The sequence below is a fragment of the Herbaspirillum sp. LeCh32-8 genome (assembly GCF_017814915.1).
Taxonomy (GTDB): Bacteria; Pseudomonadota; Gammaproteobacteria; order Burkholderiales; family Burkholderiaceae_D; genus Herbaspirillum.
In genome coordinates this window covers 83,566-100,716 of sequence record NZ_JAGIPZ010000013.1, presented here as the reverse complement: position 1 = coordinate 100,716, position 17,151 = coordinate 83,566, and the positions used below count along the sequence as shown (strand labels likewise).

The following is a 17,151-nucleotide window of genomic DNA, read 5'->3' as shown; positions in this document are numbered from 1 at the left end:
TGCATTGGCTCGGTGACTCTGCCATGCACGCGTCGCATGATAGACCTGGCGCGCCGCCGATTGTTGCTTCTGCGGCGCGTGCCGTCAGACAGCAATGCGGGAATATTTACCAAAATATTCGAAATATTGCTAAAAAAACAGTTTCGTACTGCCGATAATGAAAGATGGATGTCCGGGGGAGCCAGGACAGTGCAGTCAAAACGACAACATTTTCTGGATGGATGGCTGTGAAATCGCTTCGCAATATTTTGCCGGTGCTGTGTTTCGTGAACCTCCTGCTGTTCATGATGCTGGCCCAGCACTGGTGGTTGGGTGGCCTGGTCGGTCTGTTGATCGGCGGCGCCTTCTATCTCACCTGCCTGCCTGCTCCGGCTGCGGCCACTGCAGCCGGAGCAGGAGCCGTCGCGCTGCCGGCCCCCGATGACGGCGACAGGTTGTCCGGTTTGTTGCAGCGCGTGCTGCCGGTGTGGCAGGGACACGTGCAGCTGGCGCGCAGCCAGACCAAATCGGCCATCGATAATCTCACCGCGCGCTTCGTGGGCATCCATGAGCGCCTGGGCGGCGCGCTCAACCTGTCGCAGGGCGGCAAGAACGCCGACGTGTTGCAGGTGATCCAGAGCGCCGCCGAGCAACTGGGCGGCATCGCCTCGGCGCTGGAAAACGTGCTGGCCTCGCGCCAGGCGCTGTTGCTCAAGCTGGAGGCGCTGTCCGCCTCCAATGAAGACATTCGCCGCCTGGCGCAAGAGAACGAGCAGTTGGCCGGCCACACCGGCGTGACCGACCTCCTGAGCAGCGAGCAGAGCTGGCAGGAGCTGGCCGAGCGCTCGGCCGAGAACAGTCGACAGATTTCCACCCGCGCGCGCGCCGTGCGCCAGCAGATCCAGGCTGCCGTGGGCGCCGCCGGCGAGCTGTCGGCCGGCGCTGACGGCATCATCGAGAATTCGCGCGCAGTGATCGACCAGGTGGTGTCCGATTTCCGCCAGTCGGCCATGAAGCTGTCGGCCACCGTCGACCAGCTCGAAGGCGAGAACCGGGAAGTCGACCGCGAGGTGTGCGACATCCTGGTCAACCTGCAATTCCAGGATCGCATCAGCCAGATCCTCGACCACCTGCAAGGCGACATCGTGCGGCTGCAGAAAACCGACCTGCCCGGGCTGCCGTCGCCCGAACAATGGCTGGCCGACCTCGAAAAGACCTATACCACCCAAGAGCAGCGACAGGTGCACGCCGGGCAGCATTCCCACAATGGACCGCAGTCGCAAGTGGACTTCTTTTGACGGAGCCTTCATGGAAAAGAGCATATTGATCGTCGACGATTCATTCAGCCTGCGGCAGACCATCACCATCGCGTTGAAGGGTGCCGGCTATCAGGTAGTGGAAGCCGCCGACGGCAAGGAGGCGCTGAAGAAGCTCGATGGCCGCAAGTTCAACCTGGTCATTTCGGACCTGAACATGCCCAATCTTGACGGCCTGTCCTTCGTGCGTGAGATGAAGCAGATGCCCTCCTACAAGTTCACGCCGGTGATCATGCTGACCACCGAAAGCAGCGAGGCGCGCAAGCAGGAAGGTAAAGCCGTCGGCATCCGCGCCTGGGTCAACAAGCCGTTCCAGCCACCGGTGTTGCTCGACGCCGTGGCCAAGCTGGTGCAGCCCTGAGGGCGCACCGGAACGCCAACACGAAAGAAAGCGCCGAGAGTTTTACCATGCCGCTCAAGTACACCGCGAACAATGGCAACCTGCAACTCGCCCTCGGCGGTGAGCTGACCATTTTCCAGGCTGCCGAACGCAAGCCCGAGCTGTTGCACATGCTGTCGCACGTGCAGCACACGCTGTCGCTGGACCTGTCGGCAGTCGACGAGATCGACACCGCCGGGGTGCAGCTGCTGCTGTTGCTGCAGCGCGAGATTCGCCGCAGCGGGCGCGCGATCGAGGTGTCGGCGTTCAGCCCGGCGGCGCTGGCCGTATTCGACCTGCTGCAGTTGCACGAGATGTTCGGCGCCGACAGCGCGCCGCAGGCGGAAGCGGCTGCATGAAAAAGGACTCCGCCCGCGACGCCGTTGTCCAGGAAGCCCGCGAACTGCTGGTGGCGATGGAGGCTGCGTTGTTGCAAATCGAGATGGAAGGGCCGGGCAAGGACACGGTCAACGCCATCTTCCGCGCCGCCCACACCATCAAGGGCTCGGCCGGCCTGTTCGCCTTCGACAGCATCGTGCAGTTCACGCATCTGGTCGAACATGTGCTGGACAAGGTGCGCAACGAAGAGCTGCCGCTGAACGACCACATGATGTCGCTGCTACTGCAATGCGGCGACTACGTGGGTGAACTGGTCGATGCCATCGAACGTCGCGAGGAAGAACAGGAGCCCAACCTGGCGCGACGCCAGGCGTTGGAAGCCGAGCTCAACGCGATGTCGCGCCGCGCCGAAAAGAACGCCGCGCTAGCTGCGCAGGAGCAGGCAACCGAGGAGGCCGCGCAGCCGCCCGGGCCGGCGGGGCAAGCCGACGATGGCAATGCCGAGCCGGCGCCGATTTTCGCATCCGAATCATCGCCGCCTGCTTCCCCATGGCTGGCCGCCATCGGCGAGGACGTGGTGGCCTCCAATCCCTACTGGCACCTGTCGCTGCAGTTCAACGAAAACGTCCTGCGCGACGGCCTGGACCCGCTATCCTTCCTGCATTACCTGCGCACGCTGGGCCGCATCGTGGCCATCATGCCGGTAATGGAGCGTATGCCCGAGGCGGCCGAGATGGATGCCGAGAGCTGCTACCTGGGCTTGGAGATCTGCCTGGTGTCGGACTCGACCCGGCAGACGCTGGAGAATGTCTTCGAGTTCGTGCGCGACGACAGCCGTATCGAGATCCTGCCGCCGGCCAGTCCCTTGCTCAGTTACGCGACGGTGCTGGCGCGCTTGGGCGAGCAGGACGCGGCCGCATTGGGGCGCATGTGGCTGGGTCACGGCGCATTGCTTGAGCAGGAGTGGCTGGCCCTGTGCGGTGGCGCCGACGACGCCGTGCTCGAGCCGGTGCTGGCCGGTGCGCTGGCGGCGGTGTTGGCGATTGACGAGCCGCTGCAGAAAGCGCCTGTCGCAGCGGCGATCCGTGCATCGGGCGCGGTGGCCGAAGGTTGGGACAGCCGGCCGCGTCCGCTGGAAGAGCGGCGCACGCAAGAGCAGAAATTCATCAAGATCGAAGTCTCCAAACTGGATCAACTGATCGACCTCGTGGGTGAACTGGTGATCGCCGGCGCCAGTGCGCGCCTGATCGCGCGGCGCCGCAAGGACGCCCAGTTCGAGGAGGCGACCCAGGCCATCGATACGCTGATGGAGCAGATCCGCGATGCGGCGCTGACGCTGCGCATGGTGCAGATCAATGAGGTGTTCCAGCGCTTCCCGCGCATCGTGCGCGACTTCGCGCGCGACATGGAGAAGGACATCGAGCTGGTCATGACCGGCTCCGATACCGAGCTCGACAAGTCGATGATCGAGCGCATCGCCGACCCGCTCATGCACATCGTGCGCAACGCCATCGACCACGGCATCGAGCCCGCCGCCGAACGCATCGCCGCCGGCAAGGAGCCGCGCGCCACGCTGCGACTGAACGCGACGCATGAGTCCGGCAGCGTGGTGATTGAGGTGATGGACGACGGCCGCGGCATGGATCGCGAGCGCATTCTCACCAACGCGATCGCACGTGGCCTGACCACCGCCGACGTCGATCTCAGCGACGCCGAGATCTATCGTTTCGTGTTCGAGCCGGGCTTCTCTACGGCGCGCCAGGTGACCGCACTGTCGGGGCGCGGCGTGGGCATGGACGTGGTCAAACGCAACATCGACGCGTTGCACGGCGAGGTGGCGATCGATACCGAACCCGGGCGCGGCACGGTGGTGCGGGTGCGCCTGCCGCTGACGCTGGCGATCATCTCCGGCTTCCAGGTGGTGGTCGGCAATGCCGTGTTCGTGATCCCGCTGGACATGGTGGTGGAGTGCATCGATATGCCGGCGCAATGGCCTGAGCACAACATCATTTCGGTGCGCGACGAGCCGCTGCCGTTCGTCAACCTGCGCGAACTGTTCGACTTGCCCGCGCGCGCGAAGGGCCGCCGCAGCCTGGTGATCGTGCAATACGGCCAGCAACGCGCGGGGCTGCTGGTGGATGGCCTGCTGGGCGAATGCCAGGCCGTGATCAAGCCGCTGGGCCGGCTGTTCGGCAAGGTCAAGGGTTTGTCGGGTTCCACCATCCTGGGCGACGGCCGGGTGGCGCTGATCATCGACATTCCGCATCTGGTGCAATACACGCAGCAACACGAACAGAATCATGCAGCGCCGCAGCCTGAACGCGGCGTGGCGTCGGAACAATAAGCGAGAGCCGGTACAGGGGGAAAAACCATGCAAACGACGATGACCCACAGGATGAGCATCAAACAGCTTTTTATCTGGCTGGCGCTGGTGCTCTCGCTGCTCGTGGCGGTAGTGGTCAGCCTGACCGGCGCGCTCAAGGACGCCAACCTGGCGCTGGAGCGGGCGCATGAGTCGCGCTATACCTCCACGGCGCTGGCCAACGAGCTGCGCCGCACGACCGAGGACATGACCAAGTTTGCGCGCGCCTATGTCACCACGGGCGATCCCAACGACGAGGATCGCTACCACATGATCATGGACATCCGTAACGGCAAGCAGGCCCGTCCGAAGAACTACGATCGCTTCAACTGGGACCTGGTCAGCGCGCGCAAGCTGCCGGCCGAGAACGGCGCCAAGCCGGTGCCGCTGGTGGCGCTGATGAAGCAGTCCGGTTTCACCGAGCAGGAGCTGGCCAAGATGCAGGAGGCGCTCGGCGTGGCCGATCAGCTCTCCAAGATCGACATCACCGCCTTTCACGCCGTCAAGGGTGAGTTCGACGACGGCGAGGGCAAGTTCACCGTGGTCGGCGCGCCCAACCAGGCGATGGCGCAGGAGCTGGTGTTCGACCAGACCTATCGCAGCCTGTTCGGCAAGGTGATGAGCCCGATCAACGACTTCCTGCGCCTGGTCGACGAGCGCACCCAGGCCAAGGTGGAGCGCGCCCAGTATGACTATGCGGACCTCGAGCGCAAGATCTTCTGGCTGCTGGCGGCGTCGGTGCTGGTGCTGTTCGCCTGCCTCTGGTTCGCCTACTACACCATCCGCTCGCAGATCGGCGGCGAGCCGCGCGACGCCATGAGCGTGCTGCGCCGGGTGGCCGAGGGCGACCTGACGGTGGCCGTGCCGCTGCACAAGAAGGACAAGGTCAGCGTGCTCTACAGCACCCAGCAGATGGTCAATAAATGGACCGACGTGATCGGCGACGTCGGCGGCACCGCCAGCTCACTGGCCTCGGCCTCCGAGCAGATTTCCTCGTCCTCGCAGGCGCTCTCGCACACGGCCTCGCAGCAGGCCTCCAACGTCGAGGAGACCAGTGCATCGGTAGAGCAGATCACCGCCACCATCGCCCAGAATGCCGAGAACGCGCGCACCACAGACAGCATCGCCAGCCAGTCCGCCAGCGCCGCCACCGAAGGCGGCGAGGCGGTGCGCGAGACGGTATTGGCGATGAAGCAGATCGCCAGCAAGATCGGCATCATCGACGACATTGCCTACCAGACCAACCTGCTGGCGCTGAATGCAGCGATCGAAGCGGCGCGCGCCGGCGAGCATGGCAAGGGGTTTGCCGTGGTGGCGGCCGAAGTGCGCAAGCTGGCCGAGCGCTCGCAGACGGCGGCGCAGGAAATCATCGCGGTGGCCGAGCAAAGCGTGGGGCTGGCGGAGAAGGCGGGGGGGCTGCTCAACCAGATGGTGCCGTCGATTCGCAAGACCGCCGACCTGGTGCAGGAGATCTCGGCGGCCTCCAACGAACAGTCGGCCGGCCTGGAGCTGATCAACAACGCCGTGCACCAGATGGCGCAAACCACGCAGATGACGGCGTCGGCTTCCGAAGAATTGTCGGCGACGTCGGAAGAGATGAGCGCGCAGGCCATGCACCTGCAGGATCTGATGCAGTTCTTCCGTGTCGGCGAGGCGCGCAAGAAGCCGCCTCGTCCGGAGGCCACGGTGGTGAACCAGAAGCCCAACATCGGCGCAGAGGCGAATGTGCGCCGGCTGTCGATGCTCGATGGCGCCGACGGCCAGCCACCGATAGACGAATCGTCGTTCAAGCGCTTTTAATGCGCCGTCGGCGCGTTCCTGGGGGCCGGAGACGGGGGAGGATCCCGACCGGTGAAACGCAAAGAGGTCGTCATGAAACTGTCGAACAAGCTGGCCGTGTTCTTCGTGGTGGGAGCCTTGATCACCCTCGGGGTAGGGATGGAGGGGGCGTACAACCTCAGTCGGGTCAACCGCCTGCTGCAGGAGATTTACGTCTCCAATCTGCTGACCATCGTCAACCTGAACGATACCCGCAAGAACGCGCAGGCGATTTCGCTGAACGTGGTCCTGCTGCAGCGAGCCAACGCCGCCGCCGATCGTGCAAGCTTGGCTGCGCGGGTGCGCACCGGCGTGGCCGACATGGACAAGGCCTTCGCCGCCTACAAGGGGACGACAATCCTTTCCGAGCTGGAGGCGGTGCAGCAGCGACAGTGCGAGCAGCTGCTGGCCGACTATCGCCGCCTGATCGAACTGGCCGTCACGCCGCTGATGGCCGGCACGATGGCAATCGAAGCCGTTGCCCGGGTGCAGGAGCAGTCCGGGCGGGTGCGCGACCAGTTGCAGGCGCTGACCGACGAGAACGTGCGCCAGGCCGGCGTGAACAAAACCCGCGCCGACATGCTCGAGCGCGACAACATGACCAGCATGCTTGCCGTCACCTCGTTGGCCATGGCGCTCGCGCTGGGGCTGGGCATCTGGATGCGCTACGTGCTGGCGCGCCAGATTGGCGGCGATCCGGGCGAGGCGATGCGGGCCTTGAAGCGCGCGGCCGAAGGCGACCTGACGGTGCGCTTTCATATCTCGCCGCTGGGGCGCGGCAGCATGCTCGACAGCGCGCAGCAGATGATGGAGCGTTTGAACAATGTGCTGCATGAAGTGAAGACGTCGATCGGCATGCTGGCCAGCGCCTCGGCCCAATTGTCGGAGGCGGCGCAGCACCTGAGCGCGAACTCTTCCGGCCAGGCTTCCAATGCCGAAGAGACCAGTTCCGTGGTCGAGCAGATCACGGCCACGGTCAGTCACAACAGCGACGGCGCGCACAAGACCAACGAGATCGCCGGCGATTCAGCGCGGGCGGCGGAGGCCAGCGCGCAGGTGGTGCGGGAGACCATCGAGGCCATGCGCACCATCGCCAGCCGCATCGGCGTGATCGACGAGATCGCCTACCAGACCAATCTGCTGGCGCTCAATGCTTCCATCGAGGCGGCGCGTGCCGGCGAACACGGACGCGGCTTCGCGGTGGTGGCAGGCGAGGTGCGCAAGCTGGCCGAACGTTCGCAGGCAGCAGCGCAGGAGATCGTCGAGGTCGCCGCGCGCAGCGTGACGCTGGCCGAGCGCGCCGGCGAAATGCTTGACGACATGCTGCCGGCGATTCGCCGTACCGCAGACCTGGTCGATGATATTTCCTTCTCGGCGCGCGAACAGAATTCCGGACTGCTGCAAATCAACAAGGCGGTCGGACAGATTTCGCAGGCCGCGCAGCTCAACGCCGCGGCGTCGGAGGAGCTATCGTCGACCTCCGAGGAATTGAACGCGCAGGCGATCAACCTGCGCGAGATGATGCATTACTTTTCGCTGGGCGAGCGCCATGCGGGCGCGCGCGACCAGCATCGCAACAATCGCGGCTTGTCGCTGCCGCCGGCCGTGGCGCCGGGCGCGGCGCTGGAGTCGATGTGAACATGGAACGCAACATGATGCAAACCGTATCAGCAAGGAGGGCAAGCAATGCCTAGCGTGTCGTTGAACGGCGCTTTCCAGAAGAAACGCCAGCAGGAAGAGGTGGTGGAAACCCACCAGTTCCTGACCTTCCTGGTCGGCGCCGAGAGCTTTGCGATGCCCATCGAGAGCATCCGCGAAATCATCGAGTTTGGCGGCCTCACCGAGGTGCCGCTGATGCCCAGCTTTCTACGTGGAGTGATCAACCTGCGCGGATCGGTGGTGCCGGTGATTGACCTGGCGGTGCGCTTCGGGCGCGCGCCTACGGTGGTGGCCAAGCGCACCTGCGTGATCATCATGGAGTTGGTTCAGGAAGAACAGCAGTTGTTGCTGGGCGTGATGGTGGACGCCGTCAGCGCGGTGCTCACCGTCGAGGCCGATCGCATCGAGCCGCGTCCGTCGTTCGGCGCCGGCATTCGCGCCGATTTCATCGAGGGCATGATCAACATCAACGAGCGCTTCGTGGTGGTGCTGGATGTACCCAGGGCCTTGTCGGTGGATGAACTGGCCAGTCTCTTGGGCATCAGTTCGGACGGCGTGCTGGGCGGCGAGGAGCGCACGCTGCGCGCGGGATCCGAAGGGCTCCCCCAAGGGAGGGAGGAGTAGCGATGAACACCGGGCCTGCATTGGTGGACCAGGAAGTCAGCGACCACGACATGCTGCTGTTCCAGCGGCTGTTCAAGCGTCATATCGGTCTGCATCTGCCGGTCTCCAAGAAGGCCCTGCTGCAAAGTCGCCTTGGCGGACGCCTGCAGGAGCTCGGCTTGCGCGAGATGAGTCAGTATCATGCGCTCATTGTCGCCGATGACGGCGCCGAAGAACGTCAACGCGCGATCGATCTGATCACCACCAACGAAACCTATTTCTTCCGCGAGCAGAGTCATTTCGATTTCCTCGCCAAGGAGTTGCTGCCGACCCTAGGCAGCGACAAGGCACTGCGGATCTGGAGCGCGGCCAGCTCGACCGGGGAGGAGGCTTACACGCTGGCCATGCTGCTGGACCATTATCGTCCGGTCGGCAACTGGTCGGTGTTCGCTTCTGACATCAGCACCCGGGTGCTGAGCTTTGCGCGGCGCGGCCTGTACCCGATGGCGCGCGGGCAGAATATCCCTTCGTCGTATTTGCGGCGCTATTGCCTGCGCGGCACCGATGCCTATGAGGGGCATTTCCTGGTGGAAGGCGCGCTGCGTCGCAAGGTCGAATTCGCGCAGCGCAACCTGACCGACCTGGACGCCTTCGACGATGGCCAGTTCGACCTGATTTTCTTGCGCAACGTCATTATCTATTTCGATTTCCCGACCAAGATCCAGGTGCTCAACGCGGTGATCAAGCGGCTGCGGCCAGGCGGTCATCTGATTGTCGGACATTCGGAGTCGCTGCATGGCATGGACCTGGGGCTGGAAATGCATTCGCCCTCGATCTACAGGAAGCCGTAATGAATCGCGCGCCGGACACTCTCGCTGCAGCATCGCGCCGCCGGCCGCGCGGGGAGCGTTGCGTGCGCGGTGGTGGGCGCGGCAGGAGGACGCCATGATCCGGGTGATGGTGGTCGATGATTCCTCGGTGGTGCGTCAGCTGATGCAGGAGCTGCTCAGCGCCACCAGCGACATCCAGGTGGTGGCCACGGCGTCCGACCCCATCTTCGCCATGCGCAAGATGCGCCAGGATTGGCCGGACGTGATCGTGCTCGATATCGAGATGCCGCGCATGGACGGCATTACCTTCCTGAAGCAGATCATGGCGCTGCGTCCTACGCCGGTCATCATCTGCTCGGCGCGCACCGACGGCAGCGCCGATATCACCATGGACGCGCTGGCGGCCGGCGCGGTAGGCGTGATCGCCAAGCCGGCGCTGGGCGTGCGGGACTTCCTGCAGGACAGTTCGGCCGACCTGGCCAATGCAATTCGCGCCGCGGCGCAGGCGCAGTTGACGCGCAATGGCGTCGGCGCTGCTTCAGCCGCCGTGTCGATGACGCCCCCGGAGCAAGTGTTCGAGCCGATCGAGCTGCCGCTGTCTGGGCACCGGGCCGAGACGCGCGCGCCGAAGGCGCCCCCGCGCGAATTGCGCCATCATGACGGCTGGATCGTGGATTTGCGCAGGCACAGCGCCGACGCGGTGTTGGATGCGCCAGGCGCGGCCGATGCCTTCCATCCGACGACCGGACGCATCGTCGCCATCGGCGCTTCCACCGGCGGGCCGCAGGCGCTGGAACTCGTGCTGGGCGGCCTGAGCTCGCGCAGTCCCGGGGTGGTGGTGGTGCAGCACATGCCCGAGAGTTTCACCCGCAGTTTCGCCGAGCGGCTGCACAAGATCTCGCCGGTGGACGTGAAGGAGGCCGAGCACCTCGACCTGGTGGTGCCGGGACGCGTTCTGATCGCACCGGGCGGTCGTCATCTGGTGGTCAAGCGCGATGGCCAGCAGTACTTCGTGGAAGTGATCGACGGTCCGCTGGTGAGCCGGCACAAGCCGTCGGTGGATGTGCTGTTTCGATCGATGGCCAAGGCCGCCGGCAGCAATGCGGTGGGCATCATCATGACCGGCATGGGCGATGACGGCGCCCGCGGCTTGAAGGAAATGGCGGAGCGCGGCGCCGCCACCTATGCCCAGGACGAGCGCAGCAGCATCGTCTTCGGCATGCCGAAAGAAGCAATACAGCTGGGTGGCGTCGGCGACGTCATCTCCCTTGAAAACATTTCTGCTGTGATTGAACAATATGGCTTCCGAGAACCTGAATGAGCTGATCGAGTCGGCGTTGGTGGTCGACGACAGCGCGCTGCAGCGACAGCACACCGTGGGTCTGCTGCACGAGCTGGGCATCGACATGATCTACGAAGCCGGCAACGGCAACGAGGCGCTGGATCTGCTGGCGCTGCTGAAGCTGCCGCCGGGCCTGGCGGTGATCGATCTCGAGATGCCCGGCATGGACGGCATCGAGTTGATCCAGCACCTGCAGAGCAAGGGCGTGAGCATGCCGCTGATCGTCGCCTCCAGCCGCGAGGCCTCGCTGCTGCTGTCGGTGGAGACCATGATCCAGGCGCTGGGCATGCACGTCATCGGGGCGCTGCAAAAGCCGCTTAACCAGGACAAGCTGCAATCGGCCCTGCGCACCTTCAAGCCGGCCCGCAGCGACGCGCGCAAGCAGGCCGATCCCGGTCCGTCGATGTGCGAGGCCGATCTCGCCGCCGCCATTGCGCAAGGCCAGGTGGTGCCGTACTACCAGCCCAAGGTCGACGTGCAGACCGGCATCCTCAAAGGCGTGGAAGCGCTGGCGCGCTGGATCCATCCCGAGCGCGGCATGATTCCGCCTGATCGCTTCATCCCCATGGCCGAGCAGACCGGCCTGATCCACGACCTCACGGTGAGCATGATGGAGCAGGTCATGGCGCAGGCCGCGGTATGGCACAGCCGCGGGCTGGCGATCAAGGTGGCGGTGAATTTGTCGCCGCTGTCGCTGGAGCAACCGGACTTCATGCAGCGCATCGTCGAGCTGGTGGACCGCCATGCGGTGCCGGCGGACCGGCTGGTGCTGGAAATCACCGAGAGTTCGGTGGTGGCCAACAAGGGCAATTCATTGGGCATGCTGGCGCGCTTGCGGCTGAAGGGGTTCGGGCTGTCCATTGACGACTACGGCACCGGGTTTTCCTCGATGCAGCAGCTGGCGCGCATTCCCTTCACCGAGCTGAAGATTGATCGCTCCTTCGTGCACGGCGCGCATGAGCGCAAGAACCTGCGTGTGATCCTGCAGTCCGCGCTGGACATGGCCAGCCGCCTTGAGCTGGTGACCGTGGCCGAGGGCATCGAGACCATGGAGGACTGGCGCCTGTTGCAGAGTTTCGGTTGCGACATCGGCCAAGGCTACCTGATCGCCAAGCCGATGCCGGCCAATGAGCTGCCCTTGTGGCTCAAGGGTCATCATCGCCGCCTGCCTGAACTGCGTCCGCTGCCGGCCGGGGGCGATGGCGCCGGCGACGGCGCCAACAACGGCGCAGTCTGATGCGGCGCGCTGACTGCTGACTATCGAAGCTGACCAACGGCGCTCACCAACGGCGCTGACCAACGGCGCCGATCAGCTCATCCGCGCTTGGCCAAGCCCAGGCGCTGGTGCCACTCCAGCAGCGACTCCTTGGGGAAGTGCCGGAACGTCCTGTCATTTTTCTTCTTCTCCACTTCTACCCACGGCGCCTTGGAATCGAGAAGCAGGTGCGTGCGCTCCGGGGGCACTGGCAGCGGTGTGTCGATCGCCGAGGCGAACGGGTGCACCAGCTCCGGCCATTCCGGGCTGTACAGCCACAGCGCGCTGCCGCACTTGCTACAGAAATGGCGTTGTGCGGTGCTGATGCGGGCACGCTTGTCGCCCGGCTCCTTCATGCGTGCGTGATAGATGCTGATGGCTTTGCGGCCGCGCACCTTCAGGGTACGGTAGTCGCCGCCGAGGTTGATGGCGTAGCCGCCACCGCCTTGGGTCTTGCGGCAGATCGAGCAATAGCAGCGCTGATAGGGATAGGGCGTGTCGCTTTCCAGGCTGAAGCTGACGGCGCCGCAGTGGCAGGATCCTTGCAGTTTCATGCGTCTCTCCTTTGGCGTGTTGCCGGCGCGCGCCGGTTTCGCTCAGAGCGATGCAAGGCGATGAAGTTCGGGAGAGTGCCGCGATGGCGGCTGCCGCTGTCAGAGCTTGCTGATGGGCTGGTCGTTGATGAGGTCGAGGCAGGGCTGCGCCGGGCCGATGCCGGGGATGGTGATGGCCGGATCGAGTTCAAGCAGCGGCGCCAGTACGAAGGCGCGCTGCGCCATGCGCGGGTGGGGCACCACTAGTTCGGCATTGTCGATCAACTGCTCGCCATACAACAGCAGGTCGAGATCGAGGGTGCGCGGCGCGTTGCGGTAGGGGCGCTCGCGGCCGTGATCCAGCTCGATGGCTTGCAGCGCATGCAGCAGATCGAGCGGGGACAGCGAGGTGAAGAGTTGCGCGACCGCGTTGACGTAGTCGTCACCGCTGGAGTCCACCGGCGCGGTGCGGTACAAGGACGAGGCGCGCAGCAGCTGCGCCTGCGGCAGGGCGGCCAGCCGCACGATGGCCTGCTCGACCGTGGCGCGGGCGTCGTCGCCCAGGTTGCCGCCGATGCCGATGAAGGCGGTGGTTTGCTGCGGGTTCATCGCGTACTCAGTGCGTGCCGGTTCCTGCGCGAGGATTACTCGCCGGAAGCCGCTGCATGACCAGCATCGCCGCCGGTGTTGCCGGAGTTGCCGCCACCGCTGCTGCGGCGTCGGCGACGTCGCTTGGGAGCATCGCCGTCGGCGGGTGCGCCGTCTTCACGTGCTTCGGCTGCAGGGGTCGCAGCTGCCTTCGGCGCCGGTGCGGGGTCTTCCACGGTGAATTCGGCCTGCGTCGATTCGCCCGTAGCGTCGCTCTTGGAGCGGCTGCGGCCGCCGCGGCGCTTGCGCTTCTTGGGGCCGGGACCGGCGGAGGCGTCAGCCGGCTTGCGCGCGATCAGTTCTTCGCGCTCGGCGCCGTTGCCGCCGATGAAGGCTTCCCACCACTCGCCCAGTTCCGCATCCAATTCGCCCGATTCGCAGCGCAGCAGCAGGAAGTCGTAGCCGGCGCGCAGGCGCAGGTGTTCCAGCAGCTTGTACGGCGCCTTGCCGACGCGGCGTTCGAAGCGCGGCTGCATGGCCCAGATGTCGCGCATGTCGGAGGCGATCTTGCGCTGCAGGGCCAGCTTTTCGGTCTGGGCGTCGAGCACGTCGTCGGCGGCCAGGTGCAGCGCCGGGATCGGGTACTCGCCGGCGGCCTGGTAGGCGCGCCATTTTTCCAGCACCTGGTGCCACAGCAATGAGGCGAACAGGAAGCCCGGCGACACCGGCTTGCCCTGCTTGACGCGGGCGTCGGTATTGGCCAGCGCCAGGGTCACGAACTTCTCGCCCAGCGGTTGCTCCAGCACCACGTCCAGCAGCGGCAGCAGGCCGTGATGCAGGCCTTCCTTGCGCAGTTGCTGCAGGCAGGCCAGCGCGTGGCCGCTCATGAGCAGCTTCAACATTTCGTCGAACACGCGTGCGGCCGGCACGTTGTCGATCAGCGGCGCCATCACGCGGATGGGGGCGCTGCTGGCCGGGTCGATGGTGAATTTGAGCTTGGCGGCGAAGCGCACCACACGCAGCATGCGCACCGGGTCTTCGCGATAGCGCGCTTCCGGCTCGCCGATGATACGCAGCTTCTTGGCGCGGATGTCGGCGATGCCGCCGTGGTAATCCAGCACGGTCTGCGAAGCCGGATCGTAATACATCGCGTTGATGGTGAAGTCGCGCCGCTCGGCATCCTCGTGCTGTTCGCCGAAGGTGTTGTCGCGCAGCACGCGGCCGTGTTCGTCCTTGGGGGCGTTGTCGGCGGAGGCGCCGCGGAAGGTGGTGACCTCGATCAGTTCCTGGCCGAACATTACATGCACGATCTGGAAGCGACGGCCGATGATGAAGGCGCGGCGGAACAGCGCCTTGACCTGTTCCGGCGTCGCGTTGGTGGCGACGTCGAAGTCCTTGGGCTTGATCGCCAGCAGCAGGTCGCGCACGGCGCCGCCGACGATGAAGGCCTTGAAGCCGGCGTCCTGCAAGGTCTGCGTCACGCGCACCGCGTTGGGGGAGACCAGCGAGGGATCGATGCCGTGCTGCTTGTGGCCGAGCACGTCGGGTTCGGTGGATTTGCCGGCGGGCGCGGACTTGCCCTTGCCCAGGATGGAGCGGATCAGCTTCTTGATCATTGTGCGTGACCGTCTTCGAAGAGGTTCAGCACGGGCCAGCCGCGCGCCTGCGCGTGCGCCAGCAGCTTGGCGTTGGGGTTGGTGGCGATCGGGTCGGTCACGATTTCCAGCAGCGGGATGTCGTTTTGCGAGTCGCTGTAGAAATAGCTACGCTCGAACTTGTCCAGCGTGTGGCCCAGCGTGGCCAGCCAGGCGTCGGTATGGGTGACCTTGCCGGCGCCCAGGGTGGGCGTGCCGACCAGCTTGCCGGTGATGTTGCCTGCGGCGTCGAGCTCGGGCATGGCGGCGATCAGGTGCACGCGGCCGAACTGCTCGGCGATGGGCTTGGTGACGAAGTGATTGGTGGCCGTCACGATGGCCACCAGGTCGCCGTCGTCCAGGTGTTTTTTTACCAGCGCCACCGCCTGCGGCAGGATGGCGGGTTGCACCACTTCCTGCATGAACTGGCGGTGCATCTCGTCGAGCTGTGCGCGCGGGAAGCGCGACAGGATCTCGAAGGCGAACTCGAGGTACTTGATCGGATCCAGCGTGCCGGCCTGGTAATGGGCGAACCATTCATCGTTGGCTTTGCGGAAGCTTTCCGCTTCCACCGCGCCGATGCGGGCCAGGAATTCGCCCCACTCGTGGTCGGAGTCGAGCGGCAGCAGGGTGTGGTCGAGGTCGAATAAGGCGAGGTTCATTGTTCTTCGGATTCCTGTTGTAACAGTTCGCGCAGCAGCGGCAGCGTGATGGCGCGCTTGGTCGCCAGCGAGTAGCGGTCCAGCGCATCGAGCATGCGCGACAGTGATGGCATGTCGCGCCGGTAGTGGGTCAGCATGTAGGTCAGCACGGCGGGCGGGATTTCGAGACCGCGCGTCAGGGTGGCCTGCAGCAGGGCGGCGATCTTCTCGTCGTCGGACAGGTCGTGGATCTGGTAGATCAGGCCCCAGCCCAGGCGGGTGCGCAGGTCTTCGCGCAGTTCCAGCCGGGTCGGCGGCAGCTTGCCGGTGGACACCAGCCAGCCGCCCTGTTCGCGAATCTGGTTGAACAGGTTGAAGACGGCGATCTGCGCCTCGTCGTGCAACTGGTCGACGTCGTCGACCAGGTAGTGCGAAATCTGCGACGAATAATCGAAGCTGTCCTGCGCCTCGTTGGCGGAAGCGGGCGTGATCACGCGTGCGCGCGGGCCGACGGCGGTGGCCACGGTTTGCAGCAGATGACTCTTGCCGGCGCCGGCTTCGGCCCAGATGTAGATGAAGCGGTCAGTGCTGGCGCTGGCGGTGTGCGTGGACGTGTCCGTGCCGGCTGCCAGCAGCTTCAGGCGCTGCAGCAGTTCTGCATTGCGGCCAGTGACGAAAGTGTCGAAGCTTTGCGGCTGGTCCGCGCTTAAATCGAGCGGAATCTGTTTCATGACTGACGGTTATAGAAATTACTTGCCAGGTACTCGCGCCGCACATGGGTGGCGATCACCGAGACGATGGCCGATGCCGGCAACGCCAGCAGCACGCCGACGAAACCGAACAGCTGGCCAAAGGCCAGCAGGGCAAAGATGACGACCAAGGGGTGCAGGCCGATGCGCTCGCCGACCAGCTTGGGCGTCAGGATAAAGCTTTCCAGCACCTGGCCGGCGCCGTAAATCAGCGCCACCCACAGGAGGCCGACCGCGCCGTCGAACTGCAGGATCGCGGCCAGGATCGCCAGCACCAGGCCCAGGCCGAAACCGACGTAGGGGATGAATACCAGCAAGCCGGTCAATACGCCCACCGGCAGGGCGCTGTCGAAGCCCGCGAGCGTCAGCGCCACTGAATAATAGACCGCCAGCACCAGCATCACCAGCAACTGGCCGCGCAGGTATTGCCCCAGCAGGTCGTCGACCTCGGTGGCCATGGTGTTGATGCGGCCGGCCCAGCGGCGCGGAATCATGGTCTGCACGCGCTTGATGAACGGATGCCAGTCCTGCAGCAGGTAGAACAGCACCATCGGCACGAACAGCAGATTGGCCGCCCAGGCCAGCAGCGCCGTACCGCCCACCCGCGCCGAGGCCAGCACCGAGGCCCACAGCTCATCGCCGCTGGTGCTGATCTGCTGGGTCAGCAAGGCCTTGATGCCGGCCAGGTCCAGGCGCACGTCGATGCCCAGCTGGTGCAGGCGCGGCGACACGGTGGCGTTCAACTTGTCCAGCAGCGGCGGGATCTGCGCCTGCAGTTGCGGAATCTGGCGCAGCACCAGCGGCACCACGATCAGCACCAGCGCCAGCGCGGCCAGGATCAGCAGCAGCACCATGATCGTCACGGCCACGAAACGCGGCACCCGCACCGGTCCGATGCGGCGGCGCGCGATCCAGTCCACGCCGGGATTGAGCGCGTAGCCCAGGATGCCGGCGGCGATGAACGGCGACAACATGGGGCCCAGCGCGGCCAGCAGGCTCAATAGCAGAATACCGACGATCAGCCACACCAGATTTTGTTTTTGCTCTTCGGACAAAGAAAAAGGCATGGAATCGGGCTTCGGGGGTGTCGGTTTTGTTAAAATCACGGTTTGGCAGGGCGTATT

Annotated in this window: 16 protein-coding genes; 10 read left to right on the top strand and 6 right to left on the bottom strand. The window is 65.0% G+C overall.

Annotation, left to right across the window (positions count from 1 at the left end):
- The first annotated feature begins 227 nt into the window (after positions 1-227).
- The 10 genes from J8I26_RS19600 (at position 228) to J8I26_RS19555 (ending at position 11,864) form a co-directional block, all read left to right on the top strand.
- Complete coding sequence (locus tag J8I26_RS19600; RefSeq protein WP_209608792.1) at positions 228-1,277, top strand: chemotaxis protein; 1,050 nt, start codon at positions 228-230, stop codon at positions 1,275-1,277.
- Positions 1,278-1,287: 10 nt separating this feature from the next.
- The gene (locus J8I26_RS19595) at positions 1,288-1,656 is read left to right on the top strand and encodes a response regulator (protein WP_209608791.1); all 369 of its coding nucleotides are present in this window, start codon (positions 1,288-1,290) and stop codon (positions 1,654-1,656) included.
- A 47-nt stretch (positions 1,657-1,703) separates the two neighbouring features.
- Complete coding sequence (locus J8I26_RS19590; protein ID WP_209608790.1) at positions 1,704-2,033, top strand: STAS domain-containing protein; 330 nt, start codon at positions 1,704-1,706, stop codon at positions 2,031-2,033.
- Positions 2,030-4,357, top strand: a complete 2,328-nt coding sequence (locus J8I26_RS19585) for a chemotaxis protein CheA (RefSeq protein ID WP_209608789.1) — start codon at positions 2,030-2,032, stop codon at positions 4,355-4,357. The genes J8I26_RS19590 and J8I26_RS19585 overlap by 4 nt, the downstream gene beginning before the upstream one ends.
- A 27-nt stretch (positions 4,358-4,384) precedes the next feature.
- Positions 4,385-6,175, top strand: coding sequence for a methyl-accepting chemotaxis protein (locus tag J8I26_RS19580; protein ID WP_209608788.1), 1,791 nt, complete (start codon positions 4,385-4,387; stop codon positions 6,173-6,175).
- Positions 6,176-6,247: 72 nt separating this feature from the next.
- A complete protein-coding gene (locus J8I26_RS19575) occupies positions 6,248-7,831 on the top strand; it encodes a methyl-accepting chemotaxis protein (protein WP_209608787.1) in 1,584 nt (527 codons plus the stop codon).
- Between the two features lie 48 nt (positions 7,832-7,879).
- Positions 7,880-8,476 (top strand): chemotaxis protein CheW, encoded by a 597-nt coding sequence (locus J8I26_RS19570; protein WP_209608786.1) that lies wholly within the window; start codon positions 7,880-7,882, stop codon positions 8,474-8,476.
- A 50-nt stretch (positions 8,477-8,526) separates the two neighbouring features.
- Positions 8,527-9,306: a CheR family methyltransferase gene (locus J8I26_RS19565; protein ID WP_348635346.1), complete on the top strand. Its 780-nt coding sequence runs from the start codon at positions 8,527-8,529 to the stop codon at positions 9,304-9,306.
- Positions 9,307-9,400: 94 nt separating this feature from the next.
- Positions 9,401-10,606, top strand: coding sequence for a chemotaxis response regulator protein-glutamate methylesterase (locus J8I26_RS19560; protein ID WP_209608784.1), 1,206 nt, complete (start codon positions 9,401-9,403; stop codon positions 10,604-10,606).
- Positions 10,584-11,864, top strand: a complete 1,281-nt coding sequence (locus J8I26_RS19555; RefSeq protein WP_209608783.1) for an EAL domain-containing response regulator — start codon at positions 10,584-10,586, stop codon at positions 11,862-11,864. Before J8I26_RS19560 ends, J8I26_RS19555 begins: the two co-directional genes overlap by 23 nt.
- 77 nt (positions 11,865-11,941) lie before the next feature.
- Here the strand turns inward: J8I26_RS19555 and J8I26_RS19550 are convergent, their stop codons facing one another.
- The 6 genes from J8I26_RS19550 to J8I26_RS19525 form a co-directional block, all read right to left on the bottom strand.
- A complete protein-coding gene (locus J8I26_RS19550; protein ID WP_209608782.1) occupies positions 11,942-12,436 on the bottom strand; it encodes a GFA family protein in 495 nt (164 codons plus the stop codon).
- A 99-nt stretch (positions 12,437-12,535) separates the two neighbouring features.
- Positions 12,536-13,024 carry a 2-amino-4-hydroxy-6-hydroxymethyldihydropteridine diphosphokinase gene (gene folK, locus J8I26_RS19545; protein ID WP_209608781.1) on the bottom strand — a complete coding sequence of 163 codons (489 nt, stop codon included), beginning with the start codon at positions 13,022-13,024 and terminating at the stop codon, positions 12,536-12,538.
- Between the two features lie 35 nt (positions 13,025-13,059).
- The gene (gene pcnB, locus J8I26_RS19540; protein WP_209608780.1) at positions 13,060-14,619 is read right to left on the bottom strand and encodes a polynucleotide adenylyltransferase PcnB; all 1,560 of its coding nucleotides are present in this window, start codon (positions 14,617-14,619) and stop codon (positions 13,060-13,062) included.
- Positions 14,616-15,299, bottom strand: a complete 684-nt coding sequence (locus J8I26_RS19535; protein WP_209608779.1) for an HAD-IB family hydrolase — start codon at positions 15,297-15,299, stop codon at positions 14,616-14,618. Before J8I26_RS19535 ends, pcnB begins: the two co-directional genes overlap by 4 nt.
- Positions 15,296-16,009 (bottom strand): DnaA regulatory inactivator Hda, encoded by a 714-nt coding sequence (hda, locus tag J8I26_RS19530; protein ID WP_209608778.1) that lies wholly within the window; start codon positions 16,007-16,009, stop codon positions 15,296-15,298. The genes J8I26_RS19535 and hda overlap by 4 nt, the downstream gene beginning before the upstream one ends.
- Entirely contained in the window at positions 16,006-17,094 is a 1,089-nt protein-coding gene (locus tag J8I26_RS19525; protein ID WP_209608777.1) for an AI-2E family transporter, read from the bottom strand. The genes hda and J8I26_RS19525 overlap by 4 nt, the downstream gene beginning before the upstream one ends.
- Between the last annotated feature and the right edge of the window lie 57 nt (positions 17,095-17,151).